We start from the raw sequence: 19,377 nt of genomic DNA, 5'->3' as shown, positions 1-19,377 counted from the left end.
TGATAACCCTATGGCGTAGGGGCAGGCAACGTTGCCGACAAGCCGGCGGACAAACACAGGCAATAGTCCCTACCGCTTTCCGCGGGGAAAGCGCATCGATATAGTGTGCGGATCAGGCACCGGGCTGAACGATGGTGCTTATACGAAAATATCCAGATATTTCACTTCGTCCGAAACCGGCATGATACCGTGCTTTTGAAGGCAATTGAAATACATGCTGTCGCCTGCCTTTAAAAGGTATTCGGCATCGCCCAGCGTCATTTTCATTTCTCCTTCGATCACATAAATGAATTCCTCGCCTTCATGCGAGAGCTCATGCTGCTTGACCTCGCCTTTTTTTGCGACGAAAAGCATCGGCTGCATTTTTTTCTGATGGTACTCAGTTCCGAACGGATAGATAAAATAGCCCTTATCCGTCTTCGTCAGATTTTGTTCCGCCGTAAGTCTCGCCGTGAAAATGGCGTTGAGCCACTCCTCCGTTTCCAGCAAACTGGAAATATTGGTCCCCAGCACCTGCGCGATTTTCACCAATGCGGCAACCGACGGGACGGTCTTGTTATTCTCGATTTTGGAGATCATGCTTTTGGACAAATCGCTTCCATCGGCTACCTCCTGCAATGTTCTTTTCTGGCTCGTTCTTAATATCCTGATCCGGTCTCCGATATTAAGCGTATTCCCTTCGGCTGTCAGCATAATTTCAACCCTGTTTACTTATTTGGCACTTTGTTTCATATCATTCAACAAGGTTGAATGCAAATATAGATGGAAAATACGACTACGCAAGGAAAACTCTAAATATTTTATGTTTTTGTGCAATTCCCACTGCTGCTATCGCATTACCTGGAACATCCGGCAAACTTACGGAACGTTAAAAGAAAGTCAAGCAAGCTGGCGGCACCGGCGAATGCTGCCTCCCGTCTTTGAAAGTGACGTGTTAATTACGAAGGGCTGTTGATCGGGAACCGGGCCAAAGCGCGGGGGCCGACCGTCGCCCGGGATCGAAAGGCGCTGGAACGGCATTTGAATGCGGAACGGCAAGGTGTTTACACCAGGCAAACGGACAAATAACGTATGGAGCGACATCAGATATTCATGGGCACGAGCGGGTTGGTTTTACCGTATAAAAACCGGCAGGCTTATCCGGCGGCCTTCGAAGGGCGGAGCAGGCTCGGCGTTTACGGCGCATTGTTTAATTCAATAGAGATCAATTCGATTTTTTATAAGCTTCCCAAACCCTCGACGGTAGCGCAATGGAGTGCGTCCGTCGGTGACGAATTCCGGTTTACATTTAAGCTCTGGAAGCAAATCACGCACAACAAAGGGCTGGATTTTGAAAGGACCGACATCGAAAAGTTTTTCGGGACAATAGCCGGGGCCGGGGATAAAAAAGGATGCGTTCTGGTCCAATTTCCAGCTTCTATCAAAGTTTCATCATTTGAAAAACTCGAACGGATGCTTTCCTGCATTCAGGACTATAATAAAGGCCAATGGCCTTTGGCGCTGGAATTCCGAAGCGATTCCTGGTATACGGCCCCGGTTTATCAGCTATTGAATGTGTATGGTGCGACCATGGTTTATCACGACAAAGCCGGAAGCAATTCGCCGCAACCGGAGCTTGACGCCGGCCACATCTACCTCCGCTTTCACGGGCCGGACGGAAATTACAAAGGCAGCTACGACCAGGGCCTGCTTTACGAATATGCCGGCTATATTGCCGAATGGGCCGGTGCCGGTAAAATTGTGTATGTCTATTTCAACAACACCATGGGCAATGCCGTAGATAACCTCAGGACACTGGATAAATTTCTGAAAGACGACTACCCGGCCCTTTAAAAGGCACAATTAACCCTGGTATATGCCAGCGCCGGGCATATACCGGGGTTGTTAAGTTACACCAGTCCTTGTGCCAGCATCGCATCGGCCACCCGCACAAAGCCTCCGATATTGGCCCCTTGCAGGTAGCTCATGCGCCCGTCCGGCCTACGCCCGTAGCGCAGGCATGTCGAATGGATGTTTAACATTATCTCCTGTAATTTCTGATCTACCTCCTGCCGCGACCATGACAAGCGCAGCGAATTTTGTGACATTTCAAGACCTGAAACCGCCACGCCACCCGCATTCGCCGCCTTTCCGGGAGCGTACAGGATATCGTTGTTTTCGAATACCTCGATTGCTTCGGGTGTGCAAGGCATGTTCGCGCCCTCCGCCACGCATATGCAACCGTTTTTGATCAGCAGGCGCGCATCGTCAACGTTCAATTCGTTTTGTGTAGCGTTCGGCAGGGCAATGTCGCACGGGACCTCCCACGGTGTTTTTCCGGCAATAAATTCACACCCGAACTTATCGGCATATGCATTGATCCGGCCGCGTTCTTCATTTTTCAAATGCATGATGTAGGCAAACTTCTCCGCGTCGATGCCTTTCTCATCGTAGATATAACCCGATGAGTCGGAGAGCGTCACCACCTTCGCGCCCAGCTCGATACACTTTTCGAGCGTGTATTGCGCCACATTACCGGACCCTGAAATGACCACCCGCTTCCCTTTTATGCTGTCGTGCCGCTGGCCCAGCATTTGCTCCACAAAATAGACGACCCCGTAGCCCGTCGCTTCCGGACGGATCAGGCTTCCGCCGTAGCTTGCGCCTTTGCCCGTCAACACGCCGGTAAATTCGTTTTTGAGCCGTTTGTATTGACCAAACAAAAAACCGATTTCCCGGGCCCCTACCCCGATATCTCCCGCCGGCACGTCGTTGTCCGAGCTGATGTGACGAAACAGTTCCGTCATGAAACTCTGGCAAAAAAACATCACTTCCCGATCCGAACGCCCCTTCGGGTCGAAATCGGCACCTCCCTTGCCACCGCCCATCGGTAGCTGGGTCAGGCTGTTTTTAAAAATCTGCTCGAATGCAAGGAATTTCAACGTGCTCAGGTTCACGGAGGGATGAAAACGGAGTCCTCCCTTGTAAGGACCAATGGCGCTGTTCATTTGAACCCGGTAACCGCGGTTGATCTCCACTTCACCCCGGTCGTTCATCCAGGGCACCCTGAAAATAATGACGCGCTCCGGCTCCGCGATCCGTTCAAGGATTTTGGCTTTCTGATAATGCGGTTTATCGTGAATAAAGGGGATAATTGTTTCGGCAACCTCGTGGACGGCTTGATGGAATTCTTTTTCGCCCGGATTCCGATCGATGATCCGGGTCATGAAGGATTGTACTGATGTCACTGTTAAAGTGGTTAGTAATCTGGAATTTGACTTTTCTTTATTGTACCATCGGCTAATATAGTTTATAACGACCGAAAAATGGTCATATCCATCGCCGGGGTTGTGCCCGTATAACATCATATCGCCCCACGCATGTGCCGATGACAACGCGGTATGATTTCAGCGACACCACGCTCCGGCGTAATGTCTCAACCCTCAAATCGGGCCATCCAAGCTGCACCGCCTGTAATTTGTGCTACCGATCTGATTTTGCAAACGAACAGAACAGGGCCTGAAAGCGCTCGAAACACGCATCCAGGCCCTGAAACCTACAATTGAATACTTAGCAGTGAATACTTAACGCTTAAAGACCGGCAACTCAACGCCCTGCTACCCTGACCGTCGCAGTCGTTCCGTCCTCGTACCGGACCGTCAGCACGTTTAACCCCTTAACCAATGCGGGAAGTGAGAGGATTGCCGATTGAAGGCGCCCCGTTTCGAACAGTTTCCGGCCGCTTGCATCGAATGCCCAAACGGATCTGACCTTTTGCCAGCCGGTAATCTTCACTTGTACCGGTCCCTCCGACGGATTCGGGTAGGCAACGATCATTTCGTTCCGGTCCGTCAGGGTATTCCGGATACCGCTGTACGCGAAGGTTCCGTCCCGGTCTACCATTTTCAACCGATAAAAGTTTTCGCCCGCAGCCGGTTGCCGGTCGTCATAAAAATAGGTTTGTGTTGCGGCGCTCTCGCCGTTTGCCTGCACGGCGCCCAGCTTCGACCAGTTTTTCCCATCCACACTGTGCTGGACTTCGAAATAGTCGCTGTTGGTTTCGGATGACGTCTTCCAGGTCAGATGCACATTATTCTCTGTTTTCGAAAGCAAAAACGAAATCAGCGTTACAGGCATAGGGTCTTCCGCCGAAATGACAAAATTGTTATCCAGATAGCCGACATCCGCGGTCGTACGGGCATTCTCGCGCGAAATACCGTTGCAATCCGCGGTAAAACCGATAGCTCCGTCGACCCGGCCATCACCGGCACCGTCGCCCGACACTACCGCCGCGCCTTCACGAATGGCGAAGTACCCCGTCGGCATTTCGCTGGTTACAGATCCGGCCGGGTTTGACCCTAAAACCAGTTTATAGGTTCCCGCCTGCATATCGGAAAACAGGAAAGTACCTGCCGCATCCACGGGCGCCACCGCCAGTACCGGGTTGCCCGGGGCTGCTGTGACGAGGCTTACATACAGGCCCAAAGCCGTCCCGTTCGCCGCCGGCCCTCCGACGCCGTCGGCGATCCCGGTCGAATCGTCATAGATTGTACCGCCGATGTCCATCAGGCAGCCGGTAACTGTCAGCACCGCATCCCGCTGTTCGGCAATGCAGACATTGTCCGGATGCGTCACCAATACCCGGTAAGTCGCGCCGTTTTTAGCGAGGGGCACCCCGGTCAGCGTCAGCGACGCAGTTGTGGCCCCGCTGTAAATGCCTCCGTCGGTAATGTCGGTAAAACCCGAGCCGGTGTTTTCCTGCCATCGATAGCGGATCGTTCCTGAAACATCCGTTGCGCCGGCATCCGAATAATTCGGCACGGAGCCCGTGTAAGCGGCCGTAGAAGTCGCATTTGCCGATACCGTGAAAGTTGCGCTCCCGCCACTTTCGGTGGATTGATCGCCCGGTGCCGCGCTGATAAGCATCCGTGTCGCATTTTTCACGTTTTGAGAGCTGCCGGCATACCCTCCCTGACCGGTTACCCTCCCGTTTTCATCCACCTGAACCGGCGAAATGCCCAGGATTCCGTCCCCGTCGGGATCGGTCCCTCCGGCTTCCACCGCGTCGGGACAGCCGTCGTTATCGCTGTCGGTATCAAAATTGTTGGCGATTCCATCGCCGTCGAAATCGCCGCAGTTTGTATTGGTCAACGTAATGTCGTCAATAGAAAAATCGTTGCCGCCGGCCTGGGTGGACGTATTTACAAGCGTTGCTCTGAATGCTCCGCTGCTTGGCGCGGTGAAGTCGACACTCAGACTTCTCCATAAGGCATCGCTGATGCGCCCGGTGGCCGCCGAGGCAATAAGCACATTGTCGGAAATCCGTCTGATTTCGATTCTCAGGTTATAGGCACCTCCGGTCCCCTGGTTCCAGCCCCCCTTGTGCCACATCTGGTAGCGATATCCGTTCGCCGCGGTCAGCGTGATGTCCTCCCTGAAAAAAGTTCCGACGCTTGTACTACCATTTACAAGTAAAAAACAGTCGGTGTCCGAGCCGTCCGTATGCCCCGGATACTCCCAGATTGCCGCGGGATGGTTTAAAATTGCCCCTTGCCGGTTTGTTACTGTGTATTTCCCCGCAGCATTGTTGCCGTTTGTGCCGGGGCCGTATGAGTAGCCGGTGCCTGGCGGCGTCTCTAAATCCCTGTAAAAAGGACTGGCGTCGGGAGAAACCCCGAACGTGCCTTTAAATTCGCTGCTAAACAATGTCTCACAGCCCTCGTCCGAATCGAGTATGCCGTCGTTGTCGTCGTCGACGTCGCAGTCGTTCCCTACGCCGTCATTGTCGGAATCCACAAATGAAGGGTCCAGCGGATCGCAGGAATCCATCATCATGCCGGCAACCGGCCGCGGCATTTTGTGCGATGAGGTAAATGCCAGTGAGCAAATCAGAAATGCACCACAAATCAGCCTGAAACTAGGTAATATTCTTCCCATAGAAATAATGTTTGATAAATACAATGAATGAAGTGGGCGCCGGATGAAATGAAACCCCATGTTTGTTACGGGATTTCATTTTCAACTTTTGCACATACAGGATAGTCGGGGAGGGTTTACAGGGCCTGAAATCATCCCCCCGGCAAAACCGGGAGATGATCAAATCGTTTACGTTATGAAATCACTATCGTAGTCCTTCTGGTATGGTCTACTACCTCAAAATCCAAGTATATAATACCGGATCGGAGACAAGACAAAAGTAAGGCGCCGGCCCTGTCGGCTTTTTAGAAATAATTTAAACGTTGATTAAAAAATGTTGTTTATTCTATTTAAAAAATTTAGTATCGCACCGAAGTAATACTATCGAAGCCTTTCCTTAAAAGTGTCGACGCAGACCTCCGGTCCCTATTTTTTTCCTGATTTAAATGAATATTCAGATCATTATCGCCGAAGATCACCCGCTCGTACTGGCGGGAATTCAGTTTTTATTGATGGAACATAAGCCCGAGGCGACCGTGACCTGTACAACCGACTTTTTCAAGACGATCGCCATACTCGAAAAGCGCAGATTTGACCTGCTGATCATGGACATCAACCTTCCCGGCGGCGACAAAGTAAGCATGATCCATTCGGTCAGGTTAAAGCAGCCGGATATCCCGATACTGGTCTGTTCGAGCTACGACGAGCAGCTATATGCATTACCGTTCCTCAAAGCCGGTGCGAATGGTTATATCTCCAAAACGGCGATCAACAGCGACTTTATCACGGCCGTAAACCAGGTGCTGAGCGGTCGTACCTACACGAGCCCCGAGGTAACGCAGCACGCTTTCCGCCAGCTGTTCAATGCGAGGGACGATCAGGAATCGCTCATCGAAAAGCTTTCGGAGCGGGAACTGGAAGTCGCCCAGCTGCTGGTAAAGGGGGCATCGACCAAGTCGATTAGCCAGCATCTGAACCTTTCGCCTTCGTCCATAAGCATCTACAAGGCTAAAATTTTTGAAAAACTGGGCGTTGGGAATGTAATCGAGCTGACTACCTATTTTCAGCTAAACAGATAGCCCCCAGTATACGGCATCTGATTGTTCCCGAAATGCCTTTCGAGCACGACCGAATGAAATCCAGCCCCATCGTTCCGCTTATCTTGTGTATCGTCTGGCTGCTGTCGTCGACGCACAGCTACGGACAGCAAAAGCCGCCGGGTTACTGGTTCCGGCAATTCACAGACGAGAGCGGCCTCCCGCAGAATAGCGTCAAAGCCATCATGCAGGACCGGAACGGCTTCGTCTGGCTGACGACCGAAGCGGGCCTGACGCGCTTCGACGGCCACCGTTTTATGACTTTTGAAAAATCGGTCATTCCTATTTCCACCAACCGCATCCGTGGTTTCGTGCCGGCATTGGGGGATACCGCACGAAGGCGCTACGAATTTTACGCCTTATCGGAAAAAAACGAGTATATAGGTATCCGCCGCGACGGGCTGGTTTCGGTGGACCCGACATTTTATACCCGCTACCAGCGGTACAATCCGTTCTCCCGGAACGAAACGAGACACAACAGCATACTGGCCAGTCTGCCGGCGCAATACCATATCGACCCGGCCAGCGAGCACTATTTCGCCATCGCAAATGACGGGAGCCATTTCGTCTGGATAAAAGACCAGGTGATTTGTTTTCGAAAAGGCAAGCGCGTTTTTACTTCGAAAGGGCATTTCCGGCATCTTATTCTGGTCGACTCCCATCCTTATGGCATCGATGATCAGGGGAACTTACTGGCGCTCGGCAACATCCCGCGCAAGGCGGCTCTCAGCGGGGATATTCTGGCCAACCGCCGTTACGTCGCAAATAGGAACCACCACCGCCTTTTCTGGAACAATACTTCCCATCAGGCATTTTTATATCTGGATCGCGCGCTCTATCTCCTGAAACCTTCGGAGTCGGGCAACCTGACCACCCAGTTGCTATTGGAAGGTTTCGATTTCGACAACCTGGATATCATTGCCACATTCTTCGATGCGCAGAGCGGCTGCCTGTTTCTGGGGAGTCGGACGAAAGGGTTATTGCTGTTTAAAAAAGAGGATTTCCACACGCACAAGTTGCAGGCGGCTAATGCCGACAACGTATATTATGCCCAGGTAGCGGGGCGTGGCTCTGTTCTGACTGCCCAGGGTTATCTTTTTTCCATGGGCGCCGGCGCTTCCGGGCCGGTAATCACCCGGGTTTCTCCTTTTCTCGAAAAGATCAGCAGCAAATTCTGCATGGCCCGTTGCCCCGACGGCACCTTCTGGGTCCAGTTTGGATTCGATGTTTACAAAATGGACGCGGCCGGGCGAAAAGTACTCGCCCATATTACGCTGCCCGAAAAAGCCCAGTCGCTCTTTCTGGAACCCGGCGGCAGGCTATGGGTCGGATGTGAAACCAACGGGATATATTCGATCGAAGAGAAAAATGATAAGCACACGGCACGGCTGATGTTCAGGCTCGGCGTGAAGGCTGTTACGATTTTAGGGCAGGAAAATAGTAAAACCCTGTTTTTAGCTACCGAGAATGCCCTTTACAGACTGAATTCCGGCACCGGCGCGCTCCGGCAAGTCAAACCCTTTGAAAACATCACAGTCCGAAGCTGTTATACCACACCGGACGGAACCTGGATCACCTCCTACGGCAATGGTTTTTTCCTTTTAAAGGGAAACCGGGTAGTCAGGTTTCCGCTGGACAGCGACCGCTTCCTGGCCACGGCCCATTGCATTGTCGGGGACCGAAAGGGTTTCTTTTGGATAACCACCAACCGCGGACTTTTTCAGGTTGCCAAAAAACAACTGCTGGATTACGCAGCCGACAACGGCAATCCGGTGTATTATCTTTTTTACGATAAAAGCAATGGATTCACAACCAATGAGTTCAACGGCGGATGCCAGCCCTGCGCGTCGACATTGGCGGACGGCACCGTATCGCTTCCTTCGATGGACGGCCTGGTATGGTACAAACCCGAGGAGATCAAGCCGGAGCTTCCCGACAAGGGTATATTCATCAATTCCGTCCGGGAAGACAACGAGGAACTCGACGTCGCGGACACGCTGGAGGTATCCCGCGATTTCGAACAGTTGCGTGTAGCGATCGCGACACCTTATTTCGGTAATGTCCGAAATGTCCAGATTCAATATTCGCTTACCGGAGAAGGACGTCCGGAGCATTGGGTACCGGTCAATGCGGATCTGGTGATAGCCGTTTCGAATGTCCCCTATGGCGAATACCTGCTGAAAATCAAAAAAAAGAACGGGTTCGGATTAAATGATTTCAGTTACAAAACCGTGCATTTGCGTGTTCCGCGCGCCTGGTATGAGACCTGGTGGTTCCGCTCTCTGGTGCTGGCCATGATGGCGGGATTATTCTTCGTATCTGTAAAATGGAGAACTGCCCACCTGGCCAAAAAGGAACGCGAGGCCAGCCTGATACGCCATTACCGGGTGATCAGCCAAATTACGGCGGCCGTAAACCACGATATTCAGACACCGCTGTACTACATCGATTACGCACTCAAGCTATTTAATGATTACCTGCACAAGCAGGGGCCCGTCGATCCGCTTATGCTCCGGCTGAGCGACGAAACACTCAACACTTCTCAACGATTGAATGCCCGGACTAAAAACATCCTGGATTATATCAAGCTGCAAAGCAAGTCGGCGGCCGCACGTACTGACATGGCCACAGTTGATGTTTATGAGCTGGTTTCGACTGTTTCCGACCTGTTTGCCGCGATCGCAGCTTACAGGGAAGTGCTGATCCAAAGTACCGTTGCTCCCGGCTTCACCGTGCACAGCGACCGCAACCTGCTTTCCATCGTCATACACAATCTGGTCGATAATGCCCTGAAAGTCTGTCAATCCGAAATAAGCGTGTCCTCCGTTGCAGAAAACGGGCAAAAGCAAATCCTTATCGGGAATGACGGAAAGGCGCTTCCGGAAGAATTAGCCGGTTGGCTCAACAGGAATTACAGGTCATACGAAGAATGGGTGTACGCCTCCCGGCATCCCGGCCGGAAAGGCATTGGCCTGGTGATCGTCAAGGACTTGTGTGTCTTGCTTGGCATCGGCATTACGGCGACCTCGCCGCGCGAAAACTGCACGCTGATCCGCCTGACTTTTGGCAGCGATGACCAGGCAAGTGCTCCCAGTAAGCGGTAGCCTGGCCTAGGCGGCGTCTTCTCTCGTCGCATACGTGCTATGCGCGCCGCGTTTCGAACCCATCGGCCTCTTCCGCTCAAAGGGCAATATGCATTTAAAAAACATTTGTAATGAGTCTAAATAAACTATCTTTGCGGGAATTTTAATTATCCCCATATCGATGCTACCTCGAATTATACTTGTTTTTACATTGTCCCTCTGCGCCTTATCCGGACAGAACCTCTTTGCCCAGACGGAAAAAGGGACCGTGAAAGGAACCGTTAAAAACTCATTTAACCAGCCGGTCCCGTCGGCCCATGTACTTATCAAAGGAAGCGGCAAAGGCGTTCATACCGATGAAAACGGGGCGTTCGCCATTGCCGATATCGCGCCGGGCGCGGCAACCCTTCGCATATCGTCCCTGGGCTTCGCGTCACAGGAGCAAAAAATCCGTATCGACGCCGGGGCAACCACCGTTGTGGAAGTTAAACTGGAAGAAAATACCTCGCAACTCGACGAAGTGATCGTCTCGGCCAGCCGCAGGGTAGAATCGCTCGCGGAAACGCCCTCTTCGGTCACCGTAATCAGCCCGAAAGAGATCGATGCGCTGTCAACTATCAGTCCCAATATTGCGAACATCGTGGGGTACGCGGTTCCCGGGTTGGGCTCCTCCACCAATCAGACCGGGAATTACGGCCAGACCCTTCGCGGCAGAAACCTGCTCGTGCTGATCGACGGCATTCCGCAATCCACACCGCTTCGGGCAGGTGGCCGCGATATCCGCTCCATCGACCCTTCGGTGATCGAGCGCGTAGAGGTAATCAAAGGCGCGACGGCCATATACGGCAACGGGGCCGATGGCGGGTTGATCAACTACATTACCAAGGTTCCCAGAGGTGCCCGCAAAATCGGCGGCTATTCGCAGGCAGGCCTGACCGGCAATACCAAAGGCGACAGCACGATCGGTTACCGGTTCTCCCAGCAGCTTTTCGGCAAGCTCAATAAATTCGATTACGTCGTCAGCGGCATGTACGAGAAAACCGGGGTTTACCGCGATGCCGAAGGACAGGTGATTTCGCCGGAATATGGCCTGGGCGAAACCAAAATATACAATGCTTTTACAAAAATGGGGTATGATTTTACCGAAAGCCAAAGGCTTGAACTAATGTACAATTATTACAGTTCGAACCAGCATTCCGCCTTCGTTCTGAAAAACGGGGTATTTGGAAAAAGCCCCGCCATCGGGGTCCTGGGAAAGCGGGTGGGGATCGATGAGGGGACGAGACATAACCATAACCTCAATCTCCAGTATACCAACAAGGAGATCGTCGGCCGGACAAGCCTGACGGCCAATGTCTACTTGCAGGACTTCTGGACGGTATATTCCAATTCCGCTTCGTTTTACGGCAGCGGGCAATCCGAAATCGTGTCCAACAAAAAGGGTTTAAGGGTTAATTTGAATACCCCGTTGCAGTTTTCCAGCAAAATTTCGGGAGACATTACCTACGGTTTCGACCTGCTGAACGATCAAACCGCTCAGAGCCTTGTCGACGGACGGGTGTGGGTCCCCAACATCGATATGCGCAACCTGGCGCCTTACGCACAGATTTCGACGCAGTGGTTTAACCACCTGAATGTGAAGGCCGGGGCAAGGGCCGAAAACATAAGGATTCAAATCGATGACTACAATACGCTGGCTACGGGACCCGACGGTGCGGGCAGTATCGCCGTGAAAGGCGGGATCCTCGACTACAATGCCCTTGTGTTCAATGCCGGTGCCCGGTACTCCAAATTCCGCTATTTTAACCCGTTTGTAAGCTATTCGCAGTCCTTCTCCATTTTTGATCTGGGCAGGGTACTCCGCGCCGCCCGGGAAAGCACGATATCCAAGCTGGAAACGAAGCCTATTATCGTCGACAATTACGAAGGCGGTTTCAGCAGCCAGTTGGGCAAGCTCAGCTTTACCGCCGCCTACTATTACAGCACGTCGAAACTCGGCTCCAATCTCCTGGAAGTCGACGGCGTGTATATCGCCGAGCGGATGCCCGAGCGTGTTTGGGGATACGAGATACAGATGGATTACCGTGTGTATGGCGGGCTGACCGTCGGCGGGAACTACGCGTATGTGGAAGGGAAAGGAGATAAGGACCAGGACGGAAATTTCAGCGGACCGAAAGACACCTATCTGAACTCCAACCGGATCACGCCTCCCAAGATCACAGCGTATGCGAAATTTAATCACAAAGGTCTGAATGTTGACCTCAACTGGATGTACGTGGGAAGCCGCGACCGGTTCAAACCCAACGAAAAGGGCGTTTATGCGCTTGGAGAGGCCCCTATTGAGTCGTTCAACCTCTGGAACCTCGCAGCCGCCTATAAAGTCACCCGGCAGTTCAGACTAAGCCTGGGCATCGAAAACCTGCTCAACACGGCCTACTACCCCACCATCGCACAGTTTTACGGCAACGATGCCAATTACACACGCGGGAACGGACGCCGGTTTAACCTGGTTCTCGGTTACGCGTTTTAAGTCGTCCTTTCTGTTTGGCAGCACCCCGCATTCCGGCAAGCATTCAGCCGGAATGCGGGGTTTTTTAGTGCCCGTACGGCAAGCCCCAGGCCGATTGGCCCCGTGCCGGGTAGCTATATCGGCTACAAATGCTTCGCTTCGAATGCGCTGGCAACAACTGCGACCGAGTAGAAATCCCGCTCTCCGGACTTCGTTTGGGCAAGCCAAACCTTATCGCAGCTCGAATGAACAAGCCCACACCCGTCCCCGCGGATGAGCCGCTTTTAGGCGATCTGTGGTACCGCAGGCCGCCCCTCACCGACACCTCCTACGTCACGGTATATCTGATATGCGCATTGCGCAACAATCTTCTCAGAAAACTGAAAATAAATACGCGCCTGGATAACTCCTCCGACATTGCTGGGGCACTTACCGGCACGTACACTTACAATCCTAAACCGGTGGACGGCATTCCCTGCGTTTTTCAGGAAAAAATGTATTTCATGCCGATCCCGCAGCGCGAGATAGAAAAAAAACAGAACCTGAAACAAAATAGTGGCCGGTAGCCCAAATCTGCCGTTACCGCATTAGCCTATCCCATATGAAACCTATACTTCAGCATATTCTTGCCGTTATCGTCTTCCTCTCGGTCGCTTTTGTAAAACCGTCCATCGGGCAGGCGCCTAATCCCGGATTCGCGCCGAAGACAGGCGACCGTATCATTTTGCTCGGTAATACATTCGCCGACCGGATGCGCCATTATGGCTATTTCGAAACATTACTTCAAAAAAATTTCCCCGGCAGCCAGCTCACGCTTCGGAATATGGGTTGGAGTGCGGACGAGGTCGGTTTACAGCCCCGGCCGCTGAACTTCCCGGGTTTCGGAGAAAAAACAAAGCGGCTTACTGAAGGGCAGAAAGAAGTAAAATTTCAAGGCTTCACGCACGAAGGCGAGCGGATCGTTATGCCGGTCGCGCTGAATTTCGCGGGATTGAACCAGGACCTGTACGATCAGAAAGCCGACATTATTTTCCTGTGTTTTGGAATGAATGAGGCATTTAAAGGGGTAGCGGGCTTGCCCCAATTCGAAAAAGACCTCGATGTATTTATCCAAAACCTGCAAAAGCATCGGTATAACGGCCGCTCCGCGCCTACCCTGGTGCTGGTGTCCCCGATCGCGCACGAGGAAATGGGCGAACATTTCCCCGATCCGGCGGAGCACAATAAAAACCTGGAATTGTATACCCGCGCAATGCAAAAAACAGCTTCGGAAAAAGGGCTCTACTTTATAGACCTTTTTACGCCTTCCCTCACCAAAATGAAGCAGAAAGGCCAGCCTCGGCTGACGATCAACGGCATTCACCTCACAGGCGCAGGCTATAAACGGGCCGCCGAATGGATGGCGCAATCGCTGGGTTTCGGAAAACTGCCGGATATGACCACGGAGAACAGCAAAAAGCTGCTGGCAGTCATCAAGATGAAGGACGACCATTTCTTCTACCGCTGGCGTGCGGTAAACGGCGAATATATTTACGGCCGCAGAAGAGAGCCTTTTGGCGTAATCGCGTTTCCGCCGGAGCTCCGAAAACTAAACCAGATGACGGCCTCGCTCGACTCGGTGATCTGGGAAATGGCGAAAAGCGACGATGCCGCAGCATATAAAAAGGCCGTCGAAATTGTGGACAGACGCGGAAAACCGGTTGACCCGATGCTCATACCGGATATCCCGATGACAGGCCGGCAAGGCGAGGCCGCCAAAGCCGTCGCGCATGCGCATCACGACAAAATGTGGCCGGCGACAACCGACAAATTCAAACTGCCCGAAGGTTATCAGATCAACCTGTTCGCTTCGGAAAAGGATTTCCCGATCGAAAAACCCGTGGCGATGAACTTCGACGCGCGCGGAAGGCTGTGGGTGGCGACCATGCCGACCTACCCGCAGTACTTTCCCGGAATTCCGGTTCACGATAAAATCGTGATCCTGGAAGACACCGATGCCGACGGAAAGGCCGACAAACATACCGTCTTTGCCGACGACCTCTACCTTCCGCTGGGCTTCGAATTCGGCGACGGCGGTGTGTATGTTTCCCAGGAGCCGGATATTTTGTTTTTAAAAGACACCGACGGGGACGACAAAGCCGACCTGCGCGAAGTGGTCCTAACCGGTTTCGGGTCCGAAGACAGCCATCACGCCACGCATGCGTTTACATTCGGACAGGACGGCGCATTGTATTTCAATGAGGGAACGTTCCTGAATTCGCAGGTGGAAACCCCTTACGGCCCCATACGGTCGTATGCCGGCGCGACCTACCGCTACGAGCCGCGCACGGCTAAGCTGACCCATTACATTTCATACCCTTACTATAATCCCTGGGGAAGTGTTTTCGATAAATGGGGCACGCACCTGATCGGCGATGCGTCCGACGGTTCGAATTATTTTGCCCCGCCGATGACCGGTAATGTGACCTACCCCGACAAGCACCCGCGCATCGAAACGTTTACGGAAACACGGGTAAGGCCAACTGCGGGTATCGAGATTGTTTCGAGCAGACAATTTCCCGACGAAGTACAGGGTAATTTTCTGGTCAATAACAATATCGGCTTCCAGGGTACCAAACAACACCGGATCGTCCCCCGTGGCTCGGGCATCGGCAGCAAGGAAGTGGAGGCCATCCTGCAATCGGAAGACCCCAATTTCAGGCCGATCGACATTGAATTCGGCCCCGATGGCGGGCTGTATATTGTCGACTGGTACAACCCGCTGATCTCGCACGGTGAAAATCCGCCGCGCGATCCCGCCCGCGACAAATCCCACGGCCGCGTATGGCGGATCACTTACAAAAACAGGCCGGTGCTGAAAGTAACCGACGTGTCCGGGCAAACCGTACCCCAGCTGCTTGAAAACCTGAAAGCCTACGAAGACCGTTTCAGGTACCGCTCGCGTGCGCAAATCCGCGAAAAGAAGGCGACGGAGGTCTCGCCGGAACTGAGAAAATGGGTAGCCGCACTGGATAAAAACGATCCGCAATACGAGCATAACCTGCTGGAAGGGCTGTGGCTCTTTCAGGATTTCGATGTGGTGGAACCCCATCTTTTGCACACGCTCCTGAATGCGAAAGAGCCGCAGGCACGCGCAGCGGCCACCAAAATACTGTTACACTGGCGCGACCGCATTCCAGGTTCGCTGGAACTGATGCGCGCCCGGCTGAACGACGAATCGCCGCGCGTGCGGATCGAGGCGATGGTCGCATTGAGTTTTTTCGATTCGGAACGGGCCGTAACCGCCGCTACGGATATTTTCAAATACCCGAGCGACTATTATATGGACTACGCGATGCACGAGACGTTCCGCTTCCTGAAACCGGTCTGGCTGGCTGGCATGAAGCAGGGTAAGCGCTTCGGAAGCAACCCGAAACAAGTCCATGGCTATCTGTTGAAACTGGCCAATGCGGAGGAGCTCTCCTCATTGCCACAAACTCCGGAAGTGCTGACGGCCACGCTTACAAGGCCCGACATCGACGCTGCTCTAAAAACCGAGGCCTTGAATCGTCTTGCCAAAAATCAGAAAACCGGAAAAGTGAAGGTATTGCTGGATGCTATTTACGGGGAAGAAAAAAACAGAAAACCCAACCAGCAAAGCCCTGCCCAGCAGGAGCTTATTAAGCTTCTGCTCGCTTCGGAGCCGTCGGAATTAAAACAAAACAGAACCGAACTGACCCGGTTTGTCACGACCGACACCAGCCAGGTGATGCAGGCGACCGGCTTCGCGGCGTTAATTTCGGCGGGCGAACCGGAGCAATCCCTGCAAAAGGCCATTCAGGACAAAACAGCTGCCTATTTAACAGGAATCTCGATGTTGCCGGATGCCGGTCTTAAAGCTTCCTTTTTTCAGAAAGTAAAAGAACTGGCCCCACGCACGCCAGCGGCGGCCTATCCTTTACTCATGAAAATGACCATTGAAAGCGAGGCTAAAACGCAGCCGACGAAGGATTGGGTAGCATCATTGAAAGATACACCCGAGTCCATTCAGAATTCGGAGGCGTTTGCGATGGCGATCAGGACAATGAAAAGCATGGTTAATGCCGTGCCGGAAAAAGACAGAAAGGAAGTGCTTTCCGCATTGGAAAATTTGGGAACAATCGAAATAAAGCTGGTTGCGGTGGAAGCAAAAATGGCTTTCGACAAAAAGACGCTCACGGTTCCGGCGGGAAGAGCCGTAACCCTGGTATTCGAAAATCCGGACCTGATGCCACATAACGTAGTCATCGTCCGGCCTGGCACCGTCGAAAAAGTAGGTGAGGCGGCCGATGCCATGGCGAGTTTGAAGGACGGATTTGAGAAGAACTTTGTGCCTTCGACAGCGGACGTATTGTTTGCAACCCCGCTGGTGAATGCAGGCAAAAGCTTCCGGCTGGATTTTAAGGCCCCCGCGCAGCCCGGCGAATATCCATTCATCTGCTCGTTCCCGGGACATTGGCGTGTCATGCAGGGAATACTCACTGTAACCGATCCCAAAATACCTTGAAATGCCACGATTAGCACCTTATTTGCTCGCAGCGGGAATGCTTCTGCCGGGCCTCCTGCCGGGCACGGCAAGCGTCGCGCAAAGCTATATGCGGCTTTACCCCGGAGCCATCCCCAATTCCATTGCCGGGCCCGACCGGGAAACATCGACAGCCAATGAAACGGTCGATTCGCTCACCTCGCACGTTTCCATTCCCGGCCTGACGATTTTTCTGCCCCGCTAAACACCCGCCAACGGGACGGCCGTCATCATTTGCCCCGGTGGCGGCTATGGCATGCTGTTGACGAAGCGCGAAGGGAGCGACGTGGCACGCGCATTCAACAGATTGGGCGTGACTGCATTTGTCCTGAAATACCGCCTGCCCGACGCCCGCATTATGGATTCCCCCAGCCTCGGACCGATCCAGGATGCGCAGCAGGCGATCAAAACCGTAAGGGAACGTGCGAAGGAGTTCGGTGTCCGTCCCGACCGCATTGGTATAATGGGCTTTTCGGCGGGAGGCCATCTTGCTTCCACCGCCGGAACGCATTTCGAAACACGCTATATCGACGAAACCGGAAAAACCAGTCTACGGCCCGATTTTATGATCCTGATAAACCCCGTAATCAGCTTCAACGACAGCACCGGGCATATCGGCTCGCGCGACAATCTGCTTGGGAAAAACTCGAGCCCGGAAACCATCCGCTTATTTTCAAACGAACTTCGGGTTACCTGGGCCACGCCTCCCGCGTTTCTTGTACATTCCGGCGCAGACATAGTCGTTCCGGCTTCGAACAGCATCGGTTTTTACAATGCCCTGAAGAAAAATGGCGTAGATGGCGCGCTGCATATCTATTCCAAAGGCGAACATGGCTTCCTCTCCTACCCGCCGTTCGATATATGGTTCAGGGACGTTGTCGAATGGATGCGGGTGGAAGGGCTTTTCACAAACAAGAAATGAAGGTTATAACTGTATGCCGCTACCCGGTCACCTGCCGGATCACACGCAGCCAGTTTAGTCCGAGTATCTTCTTGATCCGCTGATCGCTGTACCCCAGCTTCTGCATGGCGATGGTAATCTGCGGATAATCGCTGATATCCCTGATTTCACGGGGCAGTTCTGGGCCGCCGTCGAGATCGGAACCCAGCGCGATATGGTCCTCGCCAACCAGGTTTACCCCATAGTCGATTACCCGGGCGAGCTGGTCGACATGCATCCAGTATTCGTCCGGAATGGTTTCATTGTAAGTGAATGGAAGCTCGCGCGCAAACTCCCGGTCCACATCCTCGATGGTCTGGGTGGTAACCTGAGTGCTAAGGATCCGTGGTATTTTAGGCTGGGGATTCGGTTGCACCTTGATCGGGTTTTTCGGTTTCTGCCATGCCCAGTACTTCGGATTGTTGAAGAGGCTTCCAAAATGGACGCCGATAACGCCGCCTTTCGAGGCAATCGCTTTGGCGGCTTCGTCGGTAATGCACCGCGGATGGTCCACTATCTTATAAAAACCACCGTGACTATAAATCACCGGATGGCGGCTCGCGGCCACCGACTGGATGATGGCGTCGTTGGACGCATGCGCGACGTTGATTACCATGCCGAGATTATTCATTTCCCTGATCACCGCCCGGCCGTGGTCGTTAATGCCGCCCCAGGTGTAGACGTCGTTACAAGCATCGATAAACGCGTTGGTGGTACTGTGGGCAGTCAGCTGCATGGATCGAAGGCCGAGCTTGTACAGCGCCCGCAGCAGGTCCAGGTCGCCGTAAAGATCATAGCCGCCTTCCAGGTCCAAAAAAGCCGCCATTTTGCCTTTTTTACTGATACGTTCGATATCGGAGGCCGTCAGCGCCAGCTCGATCATCGAGTTATTCTTCCTGATCTGGTCCAATGCAAGGTTTATCACGCGAAAAGTATTCTTGGTTTCGAACCTTCCGGGATAATAATTTTCAGGCGTATAAACCGAGAAGAACATCGCGTCCAACCCGCCTTCTTTGGCCCTGGGGAGATCGACCGTCCCGTCCGGGTAACGCTGGCCGATATCGGTTTTCAGCACCAGCTCGCGGCTCATCACATGGGTATGACCGTCCATTACAAATGCCTCGCGATGCAGATCGGGCATCGGCCCGGAAGAAGGAAGTCTATTTTCCGCAACCGGGGCGGATAATGCGGGATTAATCCGGAGAATATTACCTGTTACCGGCAAAAGTGCCAGGCTCTTGATGGCGTTTCGGCGTTTCATGCGCGCTGAATTAATGATTGAATGATTTGAATGATTGAATGAGCCCATT

12 protein-coding genes are annotated in these 19,377 nt (G+C 52.9%); 8 read left to right on the top strand and 4 right to left on the bottom strand.

Going from position 1 to position 19,377, the window contains the following annotated elements:
* Positions 1 to 138: 138 nt before the first annotated feature.
* Positions 139 to 693 carry an XRE family transcriptional regulator gene (locus tag ABV298_RS25550; RefSeq protein WP_353718963.1) on the bottom strand — a complete coding sequence of 185 codons (555 nt, stop codon included), beginning with the start codon at positions 691 to 693 and terminating at the stop codon, positions 139 to 141.
* Positions 694 to 1,071: 378 nt separating this feature from the next.
* Here ABV298_RS25550 and ABV298_RS25545 point away from each other — a divergent pair, with 378 nt between their 5' ends.
* Positions 1,072 to 1,833, top strand: coding sequence for a DUF72 domain-containing protein (locus tag ABV298_RS25545; RefSeq protein ID WP_353718962.1), 762 nt, complete (start codon positions 1,072 to 1,074; stop codon positions 1,831 to 1,833).
* Between the two features lie 56 nt (positions 1,834 to 1,889).
* On the opposite strand, the gene gdhA is transcribed toward ABV298_RS25545, so the two are convergent.
* Together gdhA and ABV298_RS25535 are read right to left on the bottom strand one after the other, a co-directional pair.
* Positions 1,890 to 3,227, bottom strand: coding sequence for an NADP-specific glutamate dehydrogenase (gene gdhA, locus ABV298_RS25540; RefSeq protein ID WP_353718961.1), 1,338 nt, complete (start codon positions 3,225 to 3,227; stop codon positions 1,890 to 1,892).
* 358 nt (positions 3,228 to 3,585) lie between these two features.
* Positions 3,586 to 5,916 carry a hypothetical protein gene (locus tag ABV298_RS25535; RefSeq protein WP_353718960.1) on the bottom strand — a complete coding sequence of 777 codons (2,331 nt, stop codon included), beginning with the start codon at positions 5,914 to 5,916 and terminating at the stop codon, positions 3,586 to 3,588.
* A 425-nt stretch (positions 5,917 to 6,341) separates the two neighbouring features.
* Between ABV298_RS25535 and ABV298_RS25530 the strand changes: the two genes are divergently transcribed.
* The 7 genes from ABV298_RS25530 (at position 6,342) to ABV298_RS25500 (ending at position 18,049) form a co-directional block, all read left to right on the top strand.
* The gene (locus ABV298_RS25530; RefSeq protein ID WP_353718959.1) at positions 6,342 to 6,974 is read left to right on the top strand and encodes a response regulator transcription factor; all 633 of its coding nucleotides are present in this window, start codon (positions 6,342 to 6,344) and stop codon (positions 6,972 to 6,974) included.
* 53 nt (positions 6,975 to 7,027) lie between these two features.
* The gene (locus ABV298_RS25525) at positions 7,028 to 10,096 is read left to right on the top strand and encodes a two-component regulator propeller domain-containing protein (protein ID WP_353718958.1); all 3,069 of its coding nucleotides are present in this window, start codon (positions 7,028 to 7,030) and stop codon (positions 10,094 to 10,096) included.
* A 160-nt stretch (positions 10,097 to 10,256) separates the two neighbouring features.
* The gene (locus ABV298_RS25520; protein WP_353718957.1) at positions 10,257 to 12,605 is read left to right on the top strand and encodes a TonB-dependent receptor; all 2,349 of its coding nucleotides are present in this window, start codon (positions 10,257 to 10,259) and stop codon (positions 12,603 to 12,605) included.
* Positions 12,606 to 12,829: 224 nt separating this feature from the next.
* The gene (locus ABV298_RS25515) at positions 12,830 to 13,150 is read left to right on the top strand and encodes a hypothetical protein (RefSeq protein ID WP_353718956.1); all 321 of its coding nucleotides are present in this window, start codon (positions 12,830 to 12,832) and stop codon (positions 13,148 to 13,150) included.
* 35 nt (positions 13,151 to 13,185) lie between these two features.
* On the top strand, positions 13,186 to 17,109 hold the full coding sequence (locus tag ABV298_RS25510) for a PVC-type heme-binding CxxCH protein (RefSeq protein ID WP_353718955.1): 3,924 nt from the start codon (positions 13,186 to 13,188) through the stop codon (positions 17,107 to 17,109).
* 1 nt (position 17,110) lies between these two features.
* Positions 17,111 to 17,332, top strand: a complete 222-nt coding sequence (locus tag ABV298_RS25505) for a hypothetical protein (RefSeq protein WP_353718954.1) — start codon at positions 17,111 to 17,113, stop codon at positions 17,330 to 17,332.
* Positions 17,333 to 17,356: 24 nt separating this feature from the next.
* The gene (locus ABV298_RS25500) at positions 17,357 to 18,049 is read left to right on the top strand and encodes an alpha/beta hydrolase (protein WP_353723253.1); all 693 of its coding nucleotides are present in this window, start codon (positions 17,357 to 17,359) and stop codon (positions 18,047 to 18,049) included.
* Between the two features lie 19 nt (positions 18,050 to 18,068).
* Here the strand turns inward: ABV298_RS25500 and ABV298_RS25495 are convergent, their stop codons facing one another.
* Positions 18,069 to 19,328 carry a dipeptidase gene (locus tag ABV298_RS25495; RefSeq protein WP_353718953.1) on the bottom strand — a complete coding sequence of 420 codons (1,260 nt, stop codon included), beginning with the start codon at positions 19,326 to 19,328 and terminating at the stop codon, positions 18,069 to 18,071.
* Positions 19,329 to 19,377 lie beyond the last annotated feature (49 nt).

Origin of the sequence: Dyadobacter sp. 676 (assembly GCF_040448675.1) — a bacterium.
In the GTDB taxonomy this organism is placed as follows: Bacteria; Bacteroidota; Bacteroidia; order Cytophagales; family Spirosomataceae; genus Dyadobacter.
This window is presented reverse-complemented; position numbering and strand designations above follow the sequence as displayed.